This is a genomic window from Sulfitobacter sp. 1A13353, from assembly GCF_043557255.1.
Lineage (GTDB): Bacteria > Pseudomonadota > Alphaproteobacteria > Rhodobacterales > Rhodobacteraceae > Sulfitobacter > Sulfitobacter faviae.
Genome location: NZ_JBIFFS010000001.1, coordinates 378,006 through 401,825, shown reverse-complemented (window position 1 = coordinate 401,825; position 23,820 = coordinate 378,006). Strand labels below are relative to the sequence as shown.

21 protein-coding genes are annotated in these 23,820 nt (G+C 61.9%); 6 read left to right on the top strand and 15 right to left on the bottom strand.

The annotated features are described in order from the left end of the window. The first annotated feature begins 10 nt into the window (after nucleotides 1-10). Nucleotides 11-1,087, top strand: coding sequence for a ferrochelatase (gene hemH / locus ACGYLO_RS01980; protein WP_271688614.1), 1,077 nt, complete (start codon nucleotides 11-13; stop codon nucleotides 1,085-1,087). Between the two features lie 104 nt (nucleotides 1,088-1,191). Here the strand turns inward: hemH and ACGYLO_RS01975 are convergent, their stop codons facing one another. Continuing rightward, complete coding sequence (locus ACGYLO_RS01975; protein WP_067261136.1) at nucleotides 1,192-1,374, bottom strand: hypothetical protein; 183 nt, start codon at nucleotides 1,372-1,374, stop codon at nucleotides 1,192-1,194. A gap of 141 nt (nucleotides 1,375-1,515) precedes the next feature. Continuing rightward, nucleotides 1,516-2,127 (bottom strand): L,D-transpeptidase, encoded by a 612-nt coding sequence (locus tag ACGYLO_RS01970; protein WP_067261126.1) that lies wholly within the window; start codon nucleotides 2,125-2,127, stop codon nucleotides 1,516-1,518. A gap of 168 nt (nucleotides 2,128-2,295) precedes the next feature. Between ACGYLO_RS01970 and ACGYLO_RS01965 the strand changes: the two genes are divergently transcribed. Next, entirely contained in the window at nucleotides 2,296-2,793 is a 498-nt protein-coding gene (locus tag ACGYLO_RS01965; RefSeq protein ID WP_271688615.1) for a CAP domain-containing protein, read from the top strand. Between the two features lie 62 nt (nucleotides 2,794-2,855). Here the strand turns inward: ACGYLO_RS01965 and ACGYLO_RS01960 are convergent, their stop codons facing one another. The 7 genes from ACGYLO_RS01960 to ACGYLO_RS01930 all read right to left on the bottom strand — a co-directional run bounded on the left by ACGYLO_RS01960 (nucleotide 2,856) and on the right by ACGYLO_RS01930 (nucleotide 11,289). Next, on the bottom strand, nucleotides 2,856-3,353 hold the full coding sequence (locus tag ACGYLO_RS01960) for a murein L,D-transpeptidase family protein (RefSeq protein WP_168612924.1): 498 nt from the start codon (nucleotides 3,351-3,353) through the stop codon (nucleotides 2,856-2,858). Nucleotides 3,354-3,464: 111 nt separating this feature from the next. Beyond that, complete coding sequence (locus ACGYLO_RS01955; protein ID WP_271688616.1) at nucleotides 3,465-4,688, bottom strand: class I SAM-dependent RNA methyltransferase; 1,224 nt, start codon at nucleotides 4,686-4,688, stop codon at nucleotides 3,465-3,467. Between the two features lie 37 nt (nucleotides 4,689-4,725). Then, complete coding sequence (locus ACGYLO_RS01950; RefSeq protein WP_271688617.1) at nucleotides 4,726-6,558, bottom strand: ABC transporter ATP-binding protein; 1,833 nt, start codon at nucleotides 6,556-6,558, stop codon at nucleotides 4,726-4,728. Beyond that, entirely contained in the window at nucleotides 6,555-8,393 is a 1,839-nt protein-coding gene (locus ACGYLO_RS01945; protein WP_271688618.1) for an ABC transporter ATP-binding protein, read from the bottom strand. The genes ACGYLO_RS01950 and ACGYLO_RS01945 overlap by 4 nt, the downstream gene beginning before the upstream one ends. 166 nt (nucleotides 8,394-8,559) lie before the next feature. Next, a complete protein-coding gene (locus tag ACGYLO_RS01940) occupies nucleotides 8,560-9,720 on the bottom strand; it encodes a CCA tRNA nucleotidyltransferase (RefSeq protein ID WP_271688619.1) in 1,161 nt (386 codons plus the stop codon). Continuing rightward, entirely contained in the window at nucleotides 9,717-10,313 is a 597-nt protein-coding gene (locus tag ACGYLO_RS01935) for a CoA pyrophosphatase (protein ID WP_271688620.1), read from the bottom strand. The genes ACGYLO_RS01940 and ACGYLO_RS01935 overlap by 4 nt, the downstream gene beginning before the upstream one ends. A 1-nt stretch (nucleotide 10,314) precedes the next feature. Next, nucleotides 10,315-11,289: an Hsp33 family molecular chaperone HslO gene (locus ACGYLO_RS01930; protein ID WP_276154350.1), complete on the bottom strand. Its 975-nt coding sequence runs from the start codon at nucleotides 11,287-11,289 to the stop codon at nucleotides 10,315-10,317. Nucleotides 11,290-11,365: 76 nt separating this feature from the next. Between ACGYLO_RS01930 and ACGYLO_RS01925 the strand changes: the two genes are divergently transcribed. Next, complete coding sequence (locus ACGYLO_RS01925) at nucleotides 11,366-11,803, top strand: NUDIX domain-containing protein (protein ID WP_271688622.1); 438 nt, start codon at nucleotides 11,366-11,368, stop codon at nucleotides 11,801-11,803. On the opposite strand, the gene ACGYLO_RS01920 is transcribed toward ACGYLO_RS01925, so the two are convergent. Together ACGYLO_RS01920 and ilvA are read right to left on the bottom strand one after the other, a co-directional pair. Beyond that, nucleotides 11,800-13,053: a response regulator gene (locus ACGYLO_RS01920; protein ID WP_271688624.1), complete on the bottom strand. Its 1,254-nt coding sequence runs from the start codon at nucleotides 13,051-13,053 to the stop codon at nucleotides 11,800-11,802. The genes ACGYLO_RS01925 and ACGYLO_RS01920 overlap by 4 nt on opposite strands. A gap of 78 nt (nucleotides 13,054-13,131) precedes the next feature. After that, nucleotides 13,132-14,364, bottom strand: a complete 1,233-nt coding sequence (gene ilvA, locus ACGYLO_RS01915; protein ID WP_197471019.1) for a threonine ammonia-lyase IlvA — start codon at nucleotides 14,362-14,364, stop codon at nucleotides 13,132-13,134. 124 nt (nucleotides 14,365-14,488) lie between these two features. Here ilvA and ACGYLO_RS01910 point away from each other — a divergent pair, with 124 nt between their 5' ends. Continuing rightward, the gene (locus ACGYLO_RS01910; RefSeq protein WP_067267886.1) at nucleotides 14,489-15,715 is read left to right on the top strand and encodes an argininosuccinate synthase; all 1,227 of its coding nucleotides are present in this window, start codon (nucleotides 14,489-14,491) and stop codon (nucleotides 15,713-15,715) included. Between the two features lie 141 nt (nucleotides 15,716-15,856). Here ACGYLO_RS01910 and ACGYLO_RS01905 read toward each other — a convergent pair whose 3' ends face one another. Next, nucleotides 15,857-16,270 carry a hypothetical protein gene (locus ACGYLO_RS01905; RefSeq protein ID WP_067267884.1) on the bottom strand — a complete coding sequence of 138 codons (414 nt, stop codon included), beginning with the start codon at nucleotides 16,268-16,270 and terminating at the stop codon, nucleotides 15,857-15,859. Nucleotides 16,271-16,336: 66 nt separating this feature from the next. Next, nucleotides 16,337-17,035 (bottom strand): HAD family hydrolase, encoded by a 699-nt coding sequence (locus ACGYLO_RS01900; RefSeq protein ID WP_271688625.1) that lies wholly within the window; start codon nucleotides 17,033-17,035, stop codon nucleotides 16,337-16,339. Nucleotides 17,036-17,190: 155 nt separating this feature from the next. On the opposite strand from ACGYLO_RS01900, the gene msrA reads away from it, so the two are divergent. Further along, nucleotides 17,191-17,856, top strand: a complete 666-nt coding sequence (gene msrA / locus ACGYLO_RS01895) for a peptide-methionine (S)-S-oxide reductase MsrA (RefSeq protein ID WP_271688626.1) — start codon at nucleotides 17,191-17,193, stop codon at nucleotides 17,854-17,856. Between the two features lie 15 nt (nucleotides 17,857-17,871). Here the strand turns inward: msrA and ACGYLO_RS01890 are convergent, their stop codons facing one another. After that, the gene (locus ACGYLO_RS01890) at nucleotides 17,872-18,747 is read right to left on the bottom strand and encodes a ribokinase (protein ID WP_271688627.1); all 876 of its coding nucleotides are present in this window, start codon (nucleotides 18,745-18,747) and stop codon (nucleotides 17,872-17,874) included. Next, nucleotides 18,747-21,005, bottom strand: a complete 2,259-nt coding sequence (locus tag ACGYLO_RS01885; RefSeq protein WP_271688628.1) for an NADP-dependent malic enzyme — start codon at nucleotides 21,003-21,005, stop codon at nucleotides 18,747-18,749. Before ACGYLO_RS01885 ends, ACGYLO_RS01890 begins: the two co-directional genes overlap by 1 nt. Before the next feature lie 192 nt (nucleotides 21,006-21,197). Here ACGYLO_RS01885 and mutS point away from each other — a divergent pair, with 192 nt between their 5' ends. Next, the gene (mutS, locus tag ACGYLO_RS01880; RefSeq protein ID WP_271690011.1) at nucleotides 21,198-23,819 is read left to right on the top strand and encodes a DNA mismatch repair protein MutS; all 2,622 of its coding nucleotides are present in this window, start codon (nucleotides 21,198-21,200) and stop codon (nucleotides 23,817-23,819) included. Nucleotide 23,820: the final 1 nt, after the last annotated feature.

Below are 23,820 nucleotides of genomic sequence, written 5' to 3'. Positions count from 1 at the left end.
GGAAACCCCCATGCAGGCAGCCCAGCCCCAATCCGCCCAAGCCGACGCCACCCGGCCCGAACACGGCCCCGGCGATCACCCAAAAGTCCCGCGTCCCAAGGTTGGTGTTCTGCTCGCCAACCTTGGCACGCCGGATGGCTATGACTATTGGTCAATGCGCCGTTACCTAAGCGAGTTCCTCTCGGACCGCCGGGTGATCGACTACAGCCCGTGGAAATGGCAACCGCTGTTGCAAACGGTGATCCTGACCAAACGCCCCTTTGCCAGCGGCGCGGCCTATAAATCCATCTGGAATGAGGCCGAGAACGAGAGCCCACTGGCGACGATCACCAAATCGCAAACCGCCAAAATCAAAGCGGCGCTCAAAGCACGATACGGGGCCGACGTGATGGTCGATTACGCCATGCGCTATGGCAACCCGTCGACCCGCTCCAAAGTCGAGGCGATGGTCGCCGCCGGATGCCAGAAGATACTGTTCTTCCCGCTTTATCCGCAATATGCCGGGGCCACGACCGCAACCGCGAATGACGCTTTCTTTGCCGCGCTGGCCAAAGAGAAATGGCAACCTGCCTCGCGCACCGTGGCCCCCTATTTCGACCGCCCCGACTATATCGAAGCGCTGGCCCAATCCGTCGAACGTGCCTATGCCGCGAAGGACAAGAAGCCCGATCTGCTGGTCTGCTCCTACCACGGTCTGCCGCAGCGCTATCTGATGGAGGGTGACCCCTACCATTGCCAATGTCAGAAAACGACGCGCCTGCTGAAGGAACGTCTGGGCTGGCAGGACAGCGAGATCATCACGACCTTCCAGTCGCAGTTCGGCCCCGAGGAATGGTTGCAACCCTATACCGTCGAAGAAGTCGCGCGTCAGGCCAAGGCGGGCAAGAAAAGCATCGCCGTCTGCGCGCCTGCTTTCTCGGCCGATTGTATCGAAACGCTCGAAGAGATCAACGAAGAGATCAAAGAAAGCTTTGAAGAGGCAGGCGGCGAGGATTTCACCTATATTCCCTGCCTGAACGACGATGCGGCGCATATCGAAACGCTGACCACGATCATCACCGAGAACTTGGGCGGCTGGCTGGACTAAGCCCGCCTTGGGGTCGCTGCGGCGGCCCCTTTTTCAGAACCTTGCGCAGAAAACAAAAAAGGCGGTGCAGTGCACCGCCTTTTCCGTTTGATCGTCAGTTCCGATTAGTCGGAAGCAACAGCTGCGGCAACCAGAGCCAGCAGGATCAGGGGAACCAGGATGCCCGAGGACGAACCTGTTGTTTCTTCCACGATGACCGGTGCTTCGACGATCGGCTCGGCCAGCGAACCAGCAAAAGCAGTCGATGCAGCAGCGGACAGAGCAGCGGCGAGAACGAGTTTCTTCATAACATAACCTCCAGAATAGGCGTGCTGTATCATATACATACACGCACCCAAGACTTACCTCGTAATCCTGTTCTAAACAGTATCGGCAAAAGTTTGCAAACCCGGAATCAGCTATTGCATCAAGGAATCAGGGGGATGTCGTCAAATAAGCAACACCTGTGTGCCAACCTTTGTCAGGGCAAAAAGTTCGGCGATATGTTCGTTGTAGAGCCCGATGCAACCATTGGAAGACTTACGTCCAATTTTTCTTGTGTCGTGGGTTCCGTGGATACGATAGTAGGTCCAGCTGAGGTATAGCGCATGGGTGCCCAGAGGGTTGTCCGGGCCGGGGCCGACATAGGGCGGCCATTCGGGATTGCGCTTGAGCATCGACGGCGTGGGACGCCAGCTTGGCCCCTCGACCTTTTTGATGACACGGGTTCGGCCACGGCGTGTGAGGTCTTCGGTCAGCGGCACCGAAGAGGGGTAGAGTTTGTAAACGCTCTGGTCCTCAGACCAGTAGTGCACCGCCCGGCTGTCGATATCGACCAGCACCGCGCCATTGCGCGTGTTGCTGAAATAGGGGCGCCAATCCAGCATCCGGAAACTTGAGACATTGCGCTTGACCGCTTCGGTCAGATCACGCTCTGTCTCGGTCGTGGCGGTGGAGTTGAAAGAAGAGGTACTTTGCGCCAGCGCGGGCGTGGCGAGCATCGCGGCGCTGCCAGCAAGGAAGCCACGGCGGCTCTTGATCGAAAAACGGGGAGCGGACATGGAGCGTCTCCAAAACTGAAATTATGCTAATTATTGCCAGTTATATGGCTCGAAAGACGCAGTTTCAATTGAAACCGGGGCCGCACGGCAGAGTCATGCCTATGTGCGTTTGAACTGCAACGCGCCCCGATGTAAGGCAGAAAAAACTTCATTGCGTGGAGCGCTCATATGATCCGTATCCTGTCCATTCTACTGGCGCTGACGGTTGCGCTATCTGCCTGTACCCCGTCCAGCACGACCGGCGGCAAAGCCGGCGGCACCTACCGCATCAGCCGCTCCGACGCGGGTACGATCCAATTCCGCATGCTCGACTCCGTCAATGCGCTGCGCAGCTCTGCCGGGGTGACGCCGCTCGCGCTAGATGCCAAGCTGAACGCCGCTGCCGCCACCCATTCGCGCGATATGGCGGTGCAAAACCGCCCCTGGCATTTCGGCTCTGACGGGTCCTCGCCCATCGATCGCATTCAGCGCGTGGGCTACACTGGCGGTCTGGTCGGCGAGGTGATCTCGGAAACCTATGAGACCGAGCTTGAGACCCTCGCCGCATGGATGGAGCAACCCGACACGCGCCGCATCTTGATGGCCCCCGATGGCCGCCAGATGGGTTTCTCATGGCATCAGGAAAACGGCGGCAAGATCTGGTGGACGCTGGTCGTCGGCAACTGATCTTTGTCTGATTAACCGACCGATCCGGCCCCTGCGGGGGCCGGTGTCGTATCAAGCGGTTCTTAGGGCGTGATCAGGATCGGCGTGCCGTCCCGCACCATCGCGTAGACATCTTCGATTTCCTTGTTGGTGACCGCGATACAGCCCCAAGTCCAATCGTGCTTTTCTTTCTTCCGCGGGTCTTTCTGCCCGTGGATAAAGATATCGCCCCCCGGGCTTTTGCCCATGGCGCGGGCGTTTTCGATATCGCGCGCGTTCGGGTAATCGATCCCGACAGAAAGATGGAAACGACTGTTCGGGTTGCGACGGTCGATTCGATACAGCCCTTCGGGCGTGCGGCCATCCCCCTCAAAGGCTTTGTGACCCACCGGAGCGAAGCCTAGCTTGATCCGGTAATCTTCGAGCACGCGGTTATGGTGCAACAGCATCATGCGGCGTTGGCTTTTGTTCACAACCACATAGGTCACTTCAGGACCCGTGTAACGTTTGAACTTACTGCTGCTGCACGCGCCGAGCGCCACCATAGCGGTGCCGCCAAGTATCATCGTCCTGCGTTTCATCACTGTGCCCTCAACGCCCTGGCCATTCCGGCCTTTTTATCCGCGTTACCATAGAGAGGGATTAATTTCACTCAAAAAGCAGTGATCCGCGGCGTCATATGGGGCCGTGGATTAGCTTTTAGGCAGGGTCAGACAGGCGGCGAGTTCCACATGGGACGACCAGCGGAACTGGTCGACCACCTGTACCCAGTCCAGCCGATAGCCTGCCGCGATCATGTTCTGCACATCGCGGGCAAAGCTCACCGGATTGCAGGAGACATAGGCCACGCGCGGCACCTCGGCGCGGATGATCTCGGCCACCTGCGCTTCGGCCCCCGCGCGGGGCGGGTCGAGCACCACGGCGTCGATCTTAGCCAGTTCATCCGGAAGGAGCGGTCGGCGAAACAGATCGCGCGTCTCGGCGGTGAGCGGTTTTGCCCCCTTGGCCCGACGCCAGCCCCCTTCCAGCGCGGCGATCATCTCGGCATCGCCTTCCACCGCGTGCACCCGCGCCTGCTGCGCCAAGGGCAAGGCAAAGGTGCCACAGCCCGCGAAAAGATCGGCCACGACCTCGGCCTTACCCACGGCGTCTCTGACCGCCTCCAGCAAAGCCGCTTCGCCATGACGGGTGGCCTGCAAGAAGGCGCCCGGCGGCGGCGTGACCGGCGCATCGCCAAAGCGCTGCGCTGGCGGCGCGCGCATCGCGATCACCTCGCCATCCCATGTCAGCCGAGCCAGAGATAGAGCCTCACAAGCCTGCGCCAACTGCTGGCGCAGCGGTCCGTCGAGCGGTTTGCCATTGGCGACAGAGACGTCCAGCCCCTCTTCCGACAGGGTGACCGTGACAGCCAATTCGGCCTTTCGGCTGGTGCCGATCAGCGCCAGTTCTTCGGCGACCTTCAGCCCCGGCAGCAAGGCGGGATCGACCAACTGACAGCCCGGCACCTCGATCAGCACGTCAGAGGCGCGGCCATGAAAGCCCGCCATAGCGCCCTTTTTCGTCCGCCGCGCGGCAAAGGTCGCCCTGCGGCGCGATTGCGCGGGGGAGGTTTGGATGGGGCGAAATTCTGTCTCTAACCCATGAGCCGAAAGCGCATTGCGCACCACATCGACCTTCCAAGCCGCCACGAAATCATCCGTGGCATGCTGCAACTGGCAGCCACCGCAGGATTTGAAATGGCGACAGGGCGGTGCGACCCGCTGGTCGGAGGGGGTGACGATCCGCACATCGCGAAGCTGCTGCCCGTCGACAACGCCGGTGACGGTTTCCCCCGGCAGGGTCATCGGGGCAAAGATCGGACCTTCGGCGATGCCATCGCCGTGGTGGCCGAGACGCAAGATTTCATGTTCTGTCATAGCCTGCCCATAGCGCGGCTAAGGCGACTGGGAAAGCCTATTCCGCCGCCTTCACATCCAGAAACCCGCCCGACTGCCGATGCCAATAGCGCGCATAAAGCCCGTCTTGGGCAAGCAAATCGGCATGGCTGCCAATCTCTGCAATGCGGCCCGCGTCCAGCACCATGATGCGGTCCATCTCGGTCAGGGTCGACAGACGGTGGGCAATGGCTAGCACGGTTTTGCCTTCCATCACACGGTCTAGGGTCTGCTGAATGGCGGCCTCCACCTCGCTATCAAGGGCGCTCGTCGCCTCGTCCAACACCAGTATCGGCGCGTCTTTCAGGATGGCGCGGGCCAAGGCGATGCGCTGGCGCTGGCCGCCCGAAAGCTTCACCCCACGCTCCCCCAGATGCGCGTCATAGCCGCGGCGACCTTTGTGATCTTCGAGCTGCTGAATGAACTCATGCGCCTCGGCCCGTTCGGCGGCGGCGATGACCTCGGCCTCAGTCGCATCGGGGCGGCCATACAGGATGTTGTCCCGCGCGGAGCGGTTGAACATCGCCGTCTCCTGCGTGACCATGCCGATATTGCGCCGCAGGCTCTCTTGGGTCACCGTCGTGGTATCCACCCCGTCGATCAATATCTTGCCCTGCTCCGGTTCATAGAGCCGCAAGAGCAGCGCCACGAGGGTCGATTTCCCCGTCCCCGAAGCACCGACGATGCCCAGCTTCTCACCCGGTTGGATGGTCAGCGATATCCGGTCGATCCCCCCGGTCTGACGGCCATAGGCAAAGCCCAGATCGCGCAACTCGATCTCTCCGGCCTCGACGACCAGTTCCTGCGCATCAGGCTCATCATCCAGCCGCACGCGCGGCGTCAGGGTGCGCATGCCGTCTTCGACCTCCCCAATATTCGAATAGATCGCCATCAGCGTGAATGAGACCCAGCCCGTCATCTGCGCGATACGGATCGCGATGGCGCCGGAGGCGACGATATCGCCCTCGCTCGCCAATCCGCGCTGCCACAGCAGGATCGTCCCGCCCAGCAACAGAACCGGCAAAAGCCCCGCAAGGCTCATCAGCGCCAGACGGAACCCGGCGGCGAGATAGCCGAACTCCAACGCCCGGGCGCGAAAGCTCTGCATCGCGGAAAGTGCCGCGCGGTCTTCGTGATCGGCATGGGCGAAAAGCTTCACCGTCTTGATGTTGGTGATCGTATCGACCACCTGCCCCGACACCATCGCACGCGCCCCGGCCCGCCCCGCGGCCCGTTTGCGCACGCGCGGCAAGAACCAGTTGATCAGCGCCAGATACATCACCAGCCAGACGGAAAACCCAACCGCCACACGCCAGTCGATCGCCAAAAGCAAGGCGACCGACCCCACCAGAGAGGCAAGCGCAAAGGCCACCACGTTGATCACCTCGGCGGCCACATCCGTCACCGCCCGCGCGGCCTGCATCTGCTTTTGCGCGATGCGCCCGGCGAAATCTTCGTCAAAAAAATTGACGTTCTGCCCCAATGTCCAACGGTGCAGCCGCGACAGCACCAGCGGGTTCACATTGGGCTGCACCATGATCGCGTTAGAGGCCGAGGAGAGGCCAAACAGCACGGGACGCGCCACAAGGAAAAACGCAATCGCGCCCAAGACCAGAACCAGACTGCTGCCCTCAAAAAACCGCTCCGGCCCCGCGCTGACCGTGGCATCGATCACCTTGCCCAAAATCCACGCTGTGCCCGCCTCCATCGCGCCAGCGGCGGCAGATAGAAAGGCGGCGAGCCAGAGCACCGGCCAAGCGCCTGCAAGGCACCAGCGGATGAAGGCCCAGAGGGTCTGCGGTGGCGGCCCGTCGGCGGGGCGAAACGGGTTGATCCAGTTCGAAATGCTCACGTCTTTTCATCCAATGCGAGAAAACCGCCCGACTGACGGTGCCAGAAAGCTGCATATAGGCCAGCTTTCTGCAAAAGCGCTTCATGGCTGCCCTCTTCGACGATACGACCTTGATCCAGAACCAGAATTCGGTCCATCTCGGCAATCGTCGACAGCCTGTGCGCGATGGCGATGACGGTCTTGCCCGCCATCATGCCATAGAGCGTTTCCTGAATGACGGCCTCCACCTCACTGTCGAGCGCGCTTGTCGCCTCATCCAGCAACAAGATCGGCGCGTCCTTGAGGATCACCCGCGCCAGCGTGATGCGCTGCCGTTGCCCGCCGGACAGCTTCACGCCCCGCTCGCCCACACGCGCGTCATAGCCCGAGCGCCCTTCAGGGTCGGTCAGATCGAGGATGAACTCATGCGCCTGCGCCTGTTTCGCCGCCGCGATCATCTCGGCCTCGCTGGCGTCGGGACGGCCATAAAGGATATTCTCGCGCACCGAGCGATGCAGCAGCGAGGAATCCTGCTGCACCACACCGATATGCCGCCTAAGACTGTCTTGCCGGACCTGTGCGATGTCCTGCCCGTCGATCCGAATTTCGCCCGTTTCGGCGTCGTAGAACCGCAGTATCAGCTTCACGAGGGTCGATTTACCCGCGCCCGAGCGGCCCACAAGGCCAATCCTTTCGCCCGGCTGCACGGTGATATTGATGTCCTGAACCCCGCCGCTGTCGCGCCCATAGTGATGGCTCAGCCCCGCCATTTCAATCCGCCCTTCGGTGAGTTTCAGCGGCGGCGCATCGCGGCGGTCGGTGAGGGCGAGGGGCTGGGCAATGGTCTCCATCCCTTCGGCGACGACACCCAATTCGCGGAAAAAGCTCGACAGCGCCCACATGATCCAACCGGTCATGGAGTTAAGCCGCAGCGCCAGCGCGGCGGCAGCGGCGACGACACCGACGCTTGCCTCGGCCCCCATCCACAACAACAATGCCCAGCTGACGACGCCCACGATCAACATGCCGTTGAGAAGGGTGAGCACCACATCCATGATGGTGAAAATACGCATCTCACCTTGAAACGTGCGCCGCGCCTCTTCGATGGCTTCGCCCGCGAAATCGACCTCCAGATCATGATGCGCGAACATCTTGACCGAATGGATATTGGTATAGGCATCCACCACGCGCCCCGTCACCTGCGACCGCGCGTCCGACGCGGCTTTGGACGCAGGGCCGACCCGTTTGATCGTCCAAGCCACCAAGCCGCCATAGAGGATGAACCACCCCAAAAGCGGCACTAATAAACGGATATCCGAGGTAGAGAGCAGGATCGCCGCGCCGATCATATAGGCCAGCGAGTAAGAGATCGCATCAAAGACCTGAAAGACGACCTCCCCCGCTGCCGGTGGGGTCTGCATGATCCGGTTGGCGATACGCCCGGCAAAGTCATTCTCAAACCAGCCCACCGATTGCCGCAAGACATGGCGATGCGCCCGCCAACGGATCAACGTGCCGAAGTTCGGCAAGATCGCATTGTTCAAAAGCATCACATCGACCGCCTGCACCATGGGCCGCAGCAACAGCACGGCCAGCGCCACGAGGACCAGCTCGGTCCCATGTTCCGCCCACATCTGCGCAGGATCGCTGCCCAGCAGATCGACGATGCGGCCCATGTAGTAGATCAGCCCAACCTCGATCGCGGCGACAAGGACCGCCATCAGCCCGGCGAGGGCAAAGACCTTTTTGAACGGCTGCGCATAGTCCCGCAGAAAGGGCCAGAGCCCTTGTGGCGGCACATCCTTCTCGCGATAGGAGACATAGGGATCGACGAGGTTTTCAAAAAAGCGAAACATGGGGAGACCTTGAAAAATAGACGTGCAAAATGTTCGGCGCTGCCCAATAGCAGAGCCGCAAAGGGGCAATGGTTATGCCAGCTTAGCTGAACCAGATCCCGCGGTACATTTCGCCCATCTCCCTTGTAATGCGCTTTGGATAGACGAATTTCCCCGCGATGTCGACCTAGCTGCGGCGCGCCAATAGGTCCGCTCGCGTCAAGGTGAAGCCGGAGTTGACCCAAAGCTGTTCCAGCCGGGCAAGCTTTTGGCCCAAGGCTGGGCCTTTGAATGCGGGCATCAGGTCTTTGGCCGCCACTGGAAACCGAGCCGCCGCTGCGTTTTTTATCGTCTCTAACATGGCAGTTTCGGGCATGTTCTCCGCCATACATCCCCGCAGCAGAGCCGCCCCAATGGCCACCTCTGCCCCATGACGATAGGCAAGCTCAGGCAATGGTGGCCCTGCGAAACCCTGCTCTTGCAGCTGGGTGAGATGTTTGGCCTCAGCTTTGCTCAGCCGCAGACGGTCTGCCACAGCCTCGCCGCCCAGCGCGGCCAGACGCACCAGCCAATCGGGGCCAAGGCCAAGCCCCTGTTCGAAATGGACCAGCATGGAGATCCACCGGTCATCACTCCCCGGCAAAAGCACGGGCAAAGCACCGGTTTGCCGCATCAGAGCCAGTGCGGGGGCAGGATCAGGCGCGCGGAGGAGTTTTTTGAACTCCTGCCCAACACGTTCCGCCGAGAGCGTCTCGAGCCCATCCAAATTCGACGCGATGGCATCGAGCGCCTCCGGCTCTGGCCCCACTTCAGGGTTACCATACCACGCCATGAAGCGGAAATAGCGCAGGGTGCGCAGGTAATCTTCGCGGATACGCTGACCTGCGTCCTCGATGAAACGCAAACGGCGCGCGCGCAGGTCGGGCAGCCCGCCCAAGGGATCGATCACATGGCCCTCGGGCGTGGCATAGAGCGCGTTCATCGTGAAATCCCGGCGGCGGGCGTCATCAGCGATATCGGTGGAAAAGGCGACGACAGCCCGGCGGCCATCGGTCTCTACATCGCGGCGAAAGGTGGTGATCTCAAAGGGTTTGCCGCCCGAGACCAGCGTCACCGTGCCATGGTCGATCCCAGTCGGCACGGCCTTGACCCCGGCGGCCTTGGCCAGCGCCATCACCGTTTCAGGCGTCGCTTCGGTGGAGAGATCGACGTCGCTGTCTGGCAGTCCCAGCAGCGCATCGCGCACGCAGCCGCCGACGAAATAGATAGGATGCCCGCCCTCCTGCACCACGCGGCAAACCCGCTGTGCGTCTTCGTCATGTAGCCAGCGCGTGCCGGTCGGAATCATTGGTTCATTCGTGTCGCCCATGCCCGCAACATACGCGCGGTCGCACCCCAGATGTAATAGGGGCCGTAGGGAACGGCGTAATAATACCGCCGCTGGCCGCGCCAACGCCGGGAATGCACAAGGTAGTTGCTGGGGTCGAGTACATGGTCGAGCGGCACGCGAAACACCTCTTCGACCTCACCGGGCTCAGGCACCACGGTGAAATCGCGCGTCACATAGCCGATCACGGGCGTCACGCTAAAGCCGGTGACCGTCTCATGAGCCGGAAGCGCGCCCAATACATCCACGATATCGCTCGGCAGGCCAATCTCTTCGCGGGCTTCGCGCAGGGCGGCGGCGATGACATCCGCATCCCCGCCGTCTTGCTTGCCCCCCGGAAAGGCGATCTGCCCAGGGTGATGTTTCAGCGCCGAAGACCGTTTGGTCAAGATCAGCTCCAGCCGCGCACCGGTATCCACCACCGGGGCCAGCACCCCCGCAGGACGCAGGGCGCGCCCCTCGGGGAGGGTAACCTCTGGGTTCAGATCGAAATCAGAGGATTCCACCCCGGTCTGGGCAAGCGCCTTGCGAAAAGAATGGAACCGGTCGCTCACCTTAGGCCTTGGCGTCGAAACCGACCGTGGCCGGATCAAGGTCGTAATGAGCGCCGCAGAACTGGCAATCGGCGGTAACCCGACCTTCGTCCGTGGTCATCTTTTCGATATCGCGGGCCGAGTAGATTGACAGGCTTTGCCGCACGCGGTCTTCGGAACAGGTACAGCCGAAACGCACCGGCTGGGGGTCATAGACCCGCGGTTGTTCCTCGTGAAACAATCGCAGCAGCAGATCGGTCGGCGGGACGCTGGGGCCGATCAGTTCCAAATCCTCAACGGTGCCGAGCAGGATGTTCACGCGGTTCCAATCCTCGGCCTCATCGCCCTCGACCAAGTCATCGGCCTTGAGAATGTCACCGCTCCCCTCGCCCGACGCCGCCAACGGAGAGGCTTTGGGCATATGCTGCAACATGATGCCACCCGCGCGCCAATGCTCCGGCTCATCCGGGCCGGACGATTTGCCAAAGCTCAGGGAAAAGCGGGTCGGCAACTGTTCGGACTGGGCGAAATAGGCTTCGGCACAGGCGGCCAGAGACCCACCGGCCAGCGGCGTGATGCCCTGATAGGGGGTCATGCCTTGGCCTTGGTCGATCATGATCGCGAAATAGCCTTCGCCGACCTGCTCAAACGGGGCGTCATCGGTCAGCCGGTCCGCATCATAGCTGGCATAGGCGCGGATGCGCGCAGGCTCGCCTTCCCTTTCGGGTCCATAGTAATCGGTCGCGATCATCCGAACGGCGCCTTTGGACTGCACCTGTAGCGACAGCTTCCAGCGCAGTTTGATCGTCTGACCGATCAAAGCTGTCAGCAACGCCATCTCGGCCACGAGGGCTTCGACCTGCGGCGGATAGTCGTGCTGTTTCAGGATGCCTTCCAACACGCCATCAAGCCGCGCCACGCGGCCGCGCATGTCGACATCATCAAGCTGAAAGGGCAGAACGGTATCGTCCCACGCGATTTTAGTTCCTTGGGTCATCGGGTTTCCTTATCGGGGGCCGCTTGGCATACCGCGTCTATATAGGCGCAGCAACCCATGGAAAAAGGGGCAGCACATGATCCGACGTACAGGTGAGACACCAGAGCCCGGCCAACGATACACGCCGCGCCCCGGCGTCTATGCCATTCTGCCGCTGCAACGCCGCTTTCTCATGACGCTGGAAATGGCGGAGGAGACCGACGTGCAACTGCCCGGCGGCGGTATCGAGGCGGGGGAATCCCCGCTTCAAGCGCTGCACCGCGAGGTGCTGGAGGAAACCGGCTGGCGCATCGCCCGCCCGCGCCGGTTGGGCGCCTTCCGCCGCTTTACCTATATGAAGGACTACGACCTCTGGGCGCAGAAGATCTGCCACGTCTATGTCGCCCATCCCGTGCGCCAGATCGCCGCCCCGACAGAGCCGCATCACGCCACGCTGGTGCTATCGGCCAGCGAAGCGCTGGCAACCCTCGCCAATGAAGGCGACCGTTTGTTTCTGCAACGCCACCTAGGCTAGGCGTTGCCGTGATACTCAAGCAATATCCCCGAGACATCATCGGGGAAATCGCGGCTACCAGCGAATTCCGACAGCTTCCAAACCAGCGCACTTAGCAGCGCCGGGCCGCTGAACCGGCGCAATTCGCCCAACATGCGGGCCAACCCTTCTTCGCCCAACATCTCCCCACCCGGATCGGGGCATTCCGTCACCCCATCGGATAGGATCAACAAACGATCCCCCGGCGCCATCTGAAGCTTATAGTCCTCGAACCCGACTCCAGAAAGCAGCCCGACAGGGAAGCCCCCGGTGCCCGACTGTTCGACCCGCCCATCCGAGCGCAGCAAGGCGGGATGCGGATGCCCCGCCTGCGCGACAGTGACCTCCCCAGACGTGAGATCCGCAATCGCGAGCATCAGGGTGAAATAATGCTCCGTCTCCATCTCATGAAGAACAAGATCGTTCAGTTCCGCAATCACTTCGCCCGGTGGTCGCGCCGCGTAGGTCCCCCCGGGCAAAAGCGTGAGCGCAAGGTTCTGATCCGGCGTGGCCGCCGACAGATACCCCGCCAGCCGTGCCGTCATCAGGGCCGAACTGATCCCATGCCCAGACACATCCAAGCCAAACAGCCCCACGACCCCCGGCCGCACCGGAAAGTACCCCACCAAATCCCCGCCAACATGCCCGGCAGAGCGCAGCATCATCGACAGATTGCCCCCCTCCATGGCGCGATAACGCTCGCGAAGCAGCGATTGCTGAAATTTCTTCGCCTCGACCAAATCCTTGTCGATCCGCGCATGCACCTGCCGCAGAATATCCAAAGTCTCGGTAATCAGCTGATTTTTCTGCGTCAGGTCCCGCTGCATGGCCAGAAAACGCGCCCCCGCCATAAGACGCGCGCGTAGCTCCGGCAGACCGGCGCGCCGGAGCAAAACATCATCAGCCCCCGCATCAAGAGCGCAGTCCACCACCCCCTCCTGACTATCGACCAACAGAATGAGATAACTGCGCGCTTCCGAGAGCTCCCGAAAAGCCCGGCAAAAATCGAGCCCCGATATCGCCCAACTGCAAAGCACGATATCAGGCCACCGCTGCGCGCAAAGGGCCAACGCCTCGGCTTCCGAGGCGGCAGAAACCACCTCATATCCCCATCCTTTCAACGCGGTCGAAAGACAGGCCCGCCGGGTCTCATCCCCCTCGACCACCAAAACCGAAGGCGCCACAGCAGGCGTCGCCACTGCTTCGGAAAGGCTGGGGATATCCAATTTCATGCGACACGATCCTGACAGACCCTGTCGAGTTAACCCGCCAATCCTTACCAGAAGGTGAATCCCTCCGGCCTTCCGCTGCTACAGAACGAACTGCGCCAAGGTTTCGTCGTTGGTGATATCCGTATAGGTAAAGCCGGATTGCCCCAATTGCTCAAGAAACGGTTTGAAATTCTCCGGCCGCCGCGTCTCGATCCCGATCAGGACCGAACCAAAGTTCCGCGCCGATTTTTTCAAATACTCGAAACGGCAGATGTCATCCTCCGGCCCCAGCAGCATCAGGAATTCCTTCAACGCCCCGGGCCGCTGCGGCATGCGCAGGATGAAATATTTCTTCACACCCGAATAGCGCTGCGCCCGCTCTTTGACCTCCGGCAAACGCTCGAAATCGAAATTACCCCCCGAGGCCACGCAAACCACCGTCTTGCCCGCGATCTGATCGGCCACCTCGCCCAGCGCATCGATCGATAGCGCGCCTGCCGGTTCCAACACGATGCCTTCGACATTCAACATCTCATTGATCGTCACGCAAATCCGGTCCTCAGGCAGATGCACCACATCCGCCGGGTTCACCCCGCGCAAACGCTCGAAAGTCCGCGCACCGATCTTGGCCACCGCAGCACCATCGACAAAGTTATCGATCGGAGAGACATCAACCGGCGCCCCGGCTTCCAACGCCCGCGCAAGGCTCGGCGCACCGGCGGGTTCGACGAATGTATAATCGCAAGCCTCACCAAAATAACTTACCACCCCCGAAGACAGCCCGCCGCCGCCCACCGGCAAGATAACCCGGTCGGGCACCCGGCCCAACTGCGCGGCAATCTCCACCGCGACGGACGCCTGCCCCTCGATCACGTCGTCATCATCGAAAGGCGACAGGAAATGCGCCCCCTCCTCCCGGCAGAAATCCTGCGCTGCGGCCAGCGTGGCGTCAAAATAATCCCCCACCAACCGGATCTCGACATTCTCACCGCCGAACATGCGGGTCTTCTGCACCTTCTGCTGCGGCGTCGTCACCGGCATGAAGATCACGCCGCGCACCCCGAAATGACTACAGGCAAAAGCCACCCCCTGCGCATGGTTCCCGGCAGAGGCACAGACGAAAACCCCCTGCCCCGGGATCACCTTGCGCATCGCATTGAAGGCCCCGCGCAACTTGTAGGAGCGCACCGGGCTCAGATCCTCGCGCTTCAACCAGATATCCGCGCCAAAGCGCTCCGACAGATGCTCATTGCGCAAAAGCGGTGTCGCCGGGAACAATGCCCGCAGCGCTTCTGCCGCCGCCTGTGCTTTTCGTGCAAATTCATCCGCCATCTGTGCTCTCCTTGCTGCCATTCGTCGATAGGCGCGCAGCCAGCATAGGTCAACGCGGGCTTCAATCTTGCCCGCGCCCGCGAAAACCGCTACCTCGCAGGGCGAACTTGAAAGGAAACCCGTCATGTCTGCGCCCAAGAAAGTCGTGCTTGCCTATTCCGGCGGCCTCGATACCTCGATCATCCTCAAATGGCTGCAAACCGAATATGGCTGCGAGGTGGTGACCTTCACCGCCGATCTCGGCCAAGGCGAAGAGCTGGAACCGGCCCGCAAGAAGGCCGAGATGATGGGCATCGCGCCTGAGAACATCTACATCGAAGACGTGCGCGAGGAATTCGTCCGCGACTTCGTCTTCCCAATGTTCCGCGCCAATGCGGTCTACGAAGGTCTCTACCTCCTCGGCACCTCCATCGCCCGCCCGCTGATCTCCAAGCGTCTGGTCGAGATCGCCGAAGAAACCGGCGCCGATGCGGTCGCCCACGGCGCCACCGGCAAGGGCAACGATCAGGTCCGGTTTGAGCTCGCCGCCTATGCGCTGAACCCCGACATCAAGGTCATCGCCCCCTGGCGCGAATGGGACCTGTCGAGCCGCACCAAGCTTCTGGCCTTCGCCGAGCAGAACCAGATCCCAATCGCCAAGGACAAGCGCGGCGAAGCGCCCTTCTCGGTCGACGCCAACCTGCTGCACACCTCTTCCGAAGGCAAAGTGCTCGAAGACCCGGCGGTCGACGCGCCCGACTACGTCTACCAGCGCACCGTGAACCCCGAAGACGCCCCCGACACGCCCGAATACGTCGAGATTGGCTTCGAGCGCGGTGATGCGGTCAGCATCAACGGCGAAGCAATGTCACCCGCCACGATCCTGACCAAACTGAACGAACTTGGCGGCAAACACGGCTGCGGCCGCCTCGATCTGGTCGAAGGCCGCTTCGTCGGCATGAAGTCCCGCGGCATCTACGAGACCCCGGGCGGCACTTTGCTCTTGGAAGCGCACCGCGGCATCGAATCCATCACCCTCGACCGCGGTGCCATGCACCTCAAGGACGAGCTGATGCCGAAATACGCCGAGCTCATCTACAACGGCTTCTGGTACAGCCCCGAACGGACCATGCTGCAAGCCGCCATCGACGCGAGCCAAACCCATGTCACCGGCACCGTGCGCCTCAAGCTCTACAAGGGCCATGTCCGCACCGTTGGCCGCTGGTCCGATCACAGCCTCTATTCCGAGGCCCATGTGACCTTCGAAGACGACGCCGGCGCCTACGACCAGAAAGACGCCGCAGGCTTCATCCAACTGAACGCCCTGCGCCTCAAACTCCTCGCCGCCCGCGACAAGCGCAGCAAAGGCTGAAGCACGGGACCCCAATCCCCCTTCATCCTTTCTTAAATACCACGGGGGTCCGGGGGCAGCGCCCCCGGCGACCAGCCCCAGATAAAAACGCAAAAGGCCCGGACGCTCCCGCCCGGGCCTTTCTCTTAGCCACCTACCGGATCAATCGGCAGTGACGACCGTCATCACCAGCTCCCCATTCGGTTTGATCGGCCCGTCTTCCTTGGCGCCCAGCGTGTATTCGAACACGCCGGTTTTCATGCCACCATCTTCGGAATGCACCATGAGCATCAGCATATCGCCCGAAGCCACGTCCTCTTGCAGGATCGCGACCACATCCATGTTCTCGCCCGCGCGCAGCGGGGCGTAGCCGACCACGGGGCCGGGCTTCATGTCGGCGTCGGTGCGGTGCACAACCAGCCAGCCATTCTCGCCCGCCATCACCTTGTCGGCAGTGACGACGCCATTCGATACATCCTGACCCGAGGCTTCGACCATGGCCATGGCATGGGCATCCGCCCATGCGCCACCGGCGATCATGGACAGGGCGATTGCGGTGCTTGCAAATTTTTTCATCTGGTTTTCCCTCCGTTTGAAATAGCACCGTAGTCACGACAGCCCCGCGAAATAGTTTCGCGGTCTTCAGGAATTTTTTAGACGTTCCGCAAACAGCCGCTCATAGTAGGGCATGGCCGCCTCCAGAACTTCCGCCTCTGCTCCTTTAAGCTCGGGCAGTTCCCCCTCCGGCCCGGCAAAACCGGTGCTGCGATGGATCGCCCCATACCAATGCGGCGCCCAAACGCCATCTTCCGCACGCGGGCCGGCGGGCCAATGCAGCATCGCAGGATCGAAGGGCAGATCGATGGCGGCGCAAAGCCTGCGCAGCATCCCCTCTGGGTCCGCGCGGATATCGCCGCTGTCGATGACCAGCCCGCCCAACCGTTCGAAGAGCATGACTTGCCGGTCAAATCCGATATCCGCCAAACGGGGCGCTTCGCGCTTTTCCGCATAGCTTGCGATCACCCGGGCGGGATGGCGGATCAGGTGGATGTTCATGCAATTCTCGGCCCAATCGAGCGGGAAACTGTCGATCATATGCTGCGCCATATGTTTCATATAAAGATGCCGGGTGCCGTGTTGGACAAAGCCAAGAGGCACCCGTGCGGGGTCTTGCTCCTGCGCCGCCAGTACCGCGTCGCGCATCGGATGATCCAGCCCCGTCGCCTTGAGATAGGCCGCGTAGAACGGCTCATCCATCGCGGTGAAATCCGCACGCGCTCCGAAACTATACATCATCGCAGTGCTGAGATTGCGTGGCCCTGACCACATCGCAATACGCATGAAAGGCTTCTCCCATTGCCGTTGAACCCGGAACGCTAGAAAGAACGCGCCCGTGCGCCAAGTGGTAAATTGCCTTCACCAGAGCGTGACTTTCCCCGCCCCGGCCTTGCGCTATCTCCGCCCCAGCGGCAAGCCTAGGCCTGAGGAGGACCGATATGTTCCAAAAATCAATGTTCAAACCCGCCATACTGACCCTTGCGATCACTCTGGGCCTCGCCGCGCAGAACCGACCTGCGGCGGCGGCGGAGACCGAGGTGCTGACCGTAGCGGGCGGCTGCTTCTGGTGCGTCGAAGCCGATTTTGAATCCGTCAAAGGCGTGAAAGAGGCCATCTCGGGCTTTGCCGGGGGCCGCACCAAGAACCCGACCTACAAAGAAGTCACCGGCGGCGACACCGGCCATTACGAAGCGGTGCAGATCCAATTCGACCCGGATGTGGTCAGCCGCAAGACACTGCTTGATCTCTTCTTCCGCTCGATCGACCCCACAGATACGGGCGGGCAATTCTGTGACCGGGGCGAAAGCTACCGGACCGCGATTTTCGCGGGCAGCCCCGCCCAGAAAAGCGCGGCAGAGGCTGCCAAGGCAGAAGCGCAGGCCGCCCTTGGGACCAAGGTCGTGACGCCGATCCTTGGCGATGCGCCCTTTTACCCGGCTGATGATTATCACCAGGACTACTACAAAAGCAGCGACCGGCTGGCGTTCAGCAGTGTCGGCGTGGCCGTGAAAAAATCGGTCGCCTACAAACGCTACCGCAAGGGCTGTGGCCGTGACGTCCGCGTGAAACAGCTTTGGGGCAGCGCGGCCCCCTTCGTGAAGTAACCGCGCCCCGGTAGATTAGCTCCGAAAATCGTGATCCCGGATCTCTTTCAGATCGGGGATCACATCCGCCGTGCCATGACGCGTGACCATCAAGGCCCCGGCGCGCATGGCCAGATCAATCGCCTGCGGCATGGTCATCCCCCGGTCCAACCCGGCCAGCAGATAGCCGGTGAAAGTATCGCCCGCGCCGGTCGTATCCACCGCATCGACTTGATAGGCGGGGAAGCTCTCGACCAGATGTGCCTTGTTAGAGACCCATTCACAGCCCCCCGCCCCCAGCGTCACCACGATGTCGTCAATCGGCAGTTGCCGCAGCTCGCCCCCCGTCGCGGCCCGCAACTGCGCCGCTTCGACCTCGTTCAGCACCAATAGATCGATCTGTTCGAGGATCGCCGTCACCGCATCCGCATCGAAAGGGGCGGCGGCATAGGCCAGTCGCAGGCCCAAGGTCTTTGCCGTTCGCGCCGCGAACCGCTGCCCGTTGGTTTCGTTCTGCATCAACAGCCAATCGCCCGAGGAAGCCTCGCTCAGTGCGGCACCGATCATCTCATCGGTGATCTCGTGATTGGTGCCGGGGAAGATGACGATATTGTTCTCCCCTTCCAGATCCACGGCGATATTGGCGTGACCGGTCACGCCCTCCATCAAGGTGATATGCGCCGTTTCGACCCCATATTCCAAAAGCCGTTCCAGCGCCCAACCGCCATCGGCGCCCAACGCGCCGACATGCATCACCCGCGTCCCGGCCCGGGCGGCGGCGACCGACATATTGGCCCCCTTCCCGCCCAGCCCCTGCCGAAAATCACGGGCTGAAATAGTCTCTCCCGGTCCCGGCAGATGGGGCAGCAGATAAAAGTTATCCGCGTTGATAGAGCCGAGATTCCAGATCATCAGCCCACCTTGCAGGCCGCGAGAATGGCCATGTTAAGGATGTCATTCGCCGTCGAGGTCGAAGAGCAGATCTGAATCGACTTATCGAGGCCCGTGAGGATCGGCCCGATCACCGTGGCTCCGGCCATCTCTTGCATTAGCTTGACCGAGATGCTGGCCGAATGTCGCGCTGGCACCACGAGGATGTTCGCAGGGCCGGTCAGCCGCGAGAACGGGTAATTCGCCTGACTGGCCGCGTTCAGCGCCACGTCGACGGTCATCTCGCCCTCATATTCGAAATCCACCCCGCGCTGATCCAACACCTCTGGCGCAAGGTGCATCTTTTCGGCGCGTTCCGACACGGGATAGCCGAAGGTCGAGAAGCTAACGAAGGCGACCCGAGGCTCAAGCCCCAGGTGCCGCGCCACGCGCGCGCCGCTTTCGGCGATATTCGCCAGATCGTTCTCATCGGGCCATTCATGGACCAAGGTGTCGGCGATAAAGACGATGCGCCCCTTGTGCAGCAGGGCCGTGATGCCCGCGGCCCCGGCCTCGGCATTGGCATCAAAAACGTGGTTGAGCCGCTCCAAGACATGCGCCGACTTGCGGGTGGCCCCGGTCACCAGACCGTCGCCATGACCATGCGCCAGCATCAGTGCGGCAAAGACATGGCGGTCGCGCGAGGCGAGGCGGTGGATGTCCTTGCGGTCGAACCCCTTGCGCTGCAACCGGCCGTAAAGAAAGTCTTTATAGGTCGGCAGATGCTGGGTGTTGGCGGCGTTCACCACCTCCAACTCGCGCACCGCGTCGGCCATGCCCGCCTCTTCGAGCTTGGCGCGCACGTCGTCCTCGCGGCCCACGACCAGCGCCTTGCCCAAGCCCGCGCGCTGGTACATGACCGCCGCGCGCAGCACCTTGGGATCGTCCCCCTCGGCAAAGATCATCCGGGCCTGATTGGCCCGGGCGCGGGCGTTGATGCCGCGCAGGATGCTCGCCGTCGGGTCCATCCGCGACTTCAGCCCGACCTCATAGGCGTCCATGTCGATGATCGGGCGCCGCGCGGCCCCGGTGTCCATGCCCGCCTTGGCCACGGCGGGCGGAATGCGGTGGATGAGGCGTGGGTCGAATGGCGTGGGAATGATGTAGTCGCGGCCAAAGCTCAGCGTGCGGCCATAGGCCAGCGCCACCTCGTCCGGCACGTCCTCGCGCGCCAGTTGCGCCAGCGCATGGGCGCAGGCGATCTTCATCTCGTCGTTGATGGCCCGGGCATGGATGTCGAGCGCGCCACGGAAAAGATAGGGAAAGCCCAGCACGTTGTTGACCTGGTTCGGGTAGTCCGAGCGCCCGGTGGCGACGATGGCGTCCATGCGGACCTCATGCGCCTCTTCGGGCGTGATCTCCGGGTCTGGGTTGGCCATGGCGAAGATCACCGGGTTGTCGGCCATGGAGGCGACCATCGCAGGCGTCACCGCCCCCTTGACCGAGACGCCAAGGAACACATCCGCGCCCTTCATCGCCTCTTCCAAGCTGCGCAGCTCGGTATTGGCGGCATGGGCCGATTTCCACTGGTTCATGCCCTCGGTGCGGCCTTGGTAGATCACGCCCTTGGTGTCGCACATGATGCAATTGTCGTGTTTCGCGCCCATCGCCTTGAGCAGTTCCAGACAGGCGATGCCCGCAGCCCCCGCACCGTTGAGCACGATGCGCACGTCCTCGATCTTCTTGCCCGAGAGGTGCAACGCGTTGATCAGCCCGGCGGCACAGATCACCGCCGTGCCGTGCTGGTCGTCGTGGAAGACGGGAATGTCCATCTCTTCCTTCAGGCGCTGCTCGATGATGAAACACTCGGGCGCCTTGATGTCTTCGAGGTTGATGCCGCCGAAGGTCGGCCCCATCAGCTTGCAGGCGTTGATGAAGGCCTCGGTGTCCTCGGTATCAAGCTCGATATCGATCGAGTTCACATCCGCGAAGCGCTTGAACAGAACCGCCTTGCCTTCCATCACCGGTTTGGAGGCCAGCGCACCGAGATTGCCAAGCCCCAAAACCGCCGTCCCGTTCGAGATCACGGCGACCAGATTGCCCTTGTTGGTGTAGTCATAGGCTGTCTCAGGGCTTTCGGCGATGGCCTCACAAGGGACGGCCACACCGGGGGAATAGGCAAGGCTCAGATCGCGCTGTGTGGTCATCGGCACCGTGGCCGAGATCTCGAACTTGCCGGGGGTCGGTTCGAGGTGAAAGGCAAGCGCCTCTTCAGAGGTGATACGGTTCTTTCTCGTCACGACATTACCCTTCTTCTGCTTTGGGATCTTCTTAGCCACGATCCGAGTTCAGCACAACGCAAGCCCCACGTCAGTGCAAATCGCATGACAAAGCCCGCCCAAGGCCCCGCACCCCCTTTCGCTGCGCCGGGGGGTTTTGTAGGGTCCGCGCGGCAACAGGGGGCAGCCGTGCAGACAGAAAAAGTAACGCCAATGATGGCGCAATATCTCGAGCTTAAAGCGGACCATCAGGACGCGTTGCTGTTCTACCGCATGGGCGATTTTTACGAGATGTTCTTTGACGATGCCATCGCCGCGGCAGAGGCGTTGGACATCGCGCTCACCAAACGCGGCAAGCATCAGGGCAAGGATATCGCCATGTGCGGCGTGCCGGTGCATGCCGCCGAAGGCTACCTGCTGACGCTGATCCGCAAGGGGTTTCGCGTGGCGGTCTGCGAGCAGATGGAGAGCCCCGCGGAGGCCAAGAAACGCGGCTACAAAGCGGTGGTGAAACGCGACGTGGTGCGGCTGGTCACCCCCGGCACGCTGACCGAGGAAAGCCTGCTGGAAGCGCGGCGCCACAACTACCTCGCGGCCTTTGCCGAGGTGCGCGATGCTTGTGCGATGGCTTGGGTCGATATCTCGACCGGTGCGTTTCACGTGATGCCGCTGGCGCAGGTGCGTCTGGGGCCGGAATTGGCGCGGCTGTCGCCATCGGAACTGATCGTCTCTGAGGTGAAAGAGAGTGAATTGCACGAAGTCGTCTCTGATTTCGGTATCGCGTTAACGGGTTTGGCCCGCTCGGCTTTTGACAGCACCAGTGCGGAAAAGCGGGTCTGTGACCTGTTTGATATTGCAACGCTAGAGGCTTTCGGCAGCTTCACCCGCGCCGAAGTCTCGGCTATGGGAGCGGTAATAGAATACCTCACTATCACTCAACGCGGCAAGCTGCCCCTGCTCCGCCCGCCCCAGAAAGAGGCAGAGGCCCGCACCGTTCAGATTGACGCGGCAACCCGGCGCAATCTGGAACTCACCCACTCCCTAAATGGTGGCCGCGCCGGGTCTTTGCTGTCGATCATGGATAATACCGTCACCGCCGGGGGCGCGCGGCTGTTAGAGCGGCGGATCTCAAGCCCCTCGCGCGTTGTCGATGTGGTCACCTCCCGCGCCGATGCGGTGAGCTTTGCCTATGATAACGCCCGGCTCGCGGACGACATCCGCCAGCGTCTGCGCAATGTGCCTGATCTCGACCGCGCGCTATCGCGCCTGTCGCTTGACCGCGGCGGCCCCCGCGACCTTGCCGCGATCCGCAACGGTTTGATCGAAGCTGAGGCTTTGCACCAGACCCTGACGCAGCAGGATCTGCCCGACCTGCTGCGCGAAGCCGCCGAAGGGTTGCAGGGTCATGGCGACCTCATCGACCTGTTGGATCACGCCTTGGTGGCCGAGCCCCCGCTGATGGTGCGCGACGGCGGTTTCATCGCCCCCGGCCATGACGCCGACCTCGACGCCGCGCGCGAGCTGCGCGACGAAGGCCGCAGCGTGATTGCCGGTATGCAGCAGCAATTTGTCTCTGACACGGGGATTTCGTCGCTGAAGATCAAGCACAACAACGTGCTGGGATACTTCGTCGAATGCACCGCGACCCATGCCGAGAAGATGCTGAACCCGCCGCTGTCAGAGACCTTTATCCATCGTCAGACCACGGCGAACCAAGTGCGCTTTACCACTGTCGAACTGTCCGAGTTGGAGACGAAAATACTCAACGCGGGCAACCACGCACAGGAGATCGAAAAGCGGCTCTATGAGAGCCTTCGGAGTGCCATTCTGGAGCATGCGGCAGAGATCGGCCAAGCCTCTGCCGGGTTGGCCGAAGTCGATCTGGCCACAGGGCTGGCCGACCTTGCCCGAAGCGAGAATTGGACCCGCCCGCGCGTGGATATGTCCCGCGCCTTTGACATCCAAGGGGGGCGGCATCCAGTCGTTGAACGCGCTCTGACCCAGCAATCGGGCGAGCCTTTCATCGCCAATGACTGTGACTTGAGTGCCGAAGGTGAAGCCGCGAACATCTGGCTCCTCACTGGCCCGAACATGGCGGGTAAATCGACCTTCCTGCGCCAGAACGCGCTGATCGCCCTGATGGCGCAGATGGGCAGTTTCGTGCCTGCGAGTTCGGCGCATATCGGCGTTGTTAGCCAGCTTTTCAGCCGCGTCGGTGCCTCAGACGATCTGGCGCGGGGCCGCTCGACCTTCATGGTCGAAATGGTCGAAACCGCCGCGATCTTGAACCAAGCCGACGACCGCGCGCTGGTGATCCTCGACGAGATCGGGCGCGGCACCGCGACCTACGACGGACTCTCGATCGCTTGGGCCACGCTGGAACATCTGCATGACGTGAACCGGACCCGGGCGCTCTTCGCCACCCATTATCACGAGATGACGGCGCTGGCCGGCAAGCTGCCGGGGGTCGACAATGCCACGGTAGCAGTCAAGGAATGGGAGGGCGAGGTCGTCTTCCTGCACGAGGTGCGCAAGGGGGCGGCGGACCGCTCTTATGGGGTGCAGGTGGCGCAGTTGGCGGGCCTGCCCGCCCCGGTGATCGCCCGCGCCCGCGTGGTGCTGGAGGCATTGGAGAAAGGCGAACGCGAAGGCGGGGCTACACAAAAGACGCTGATCGACGATCTGCCGCTCTTCGCAGCCAGCCCGCCGCCGCAACCGGCCCCCGCGAAAACCTCGGCGGTCGAAGAGAAGCTGGCAGAGATCATCCCCGATGAACTCTCCCCACGTGAAGCGCTTGAGCTGATCTATAAACTGAAAGAGGCGGCCAAATCCTGAC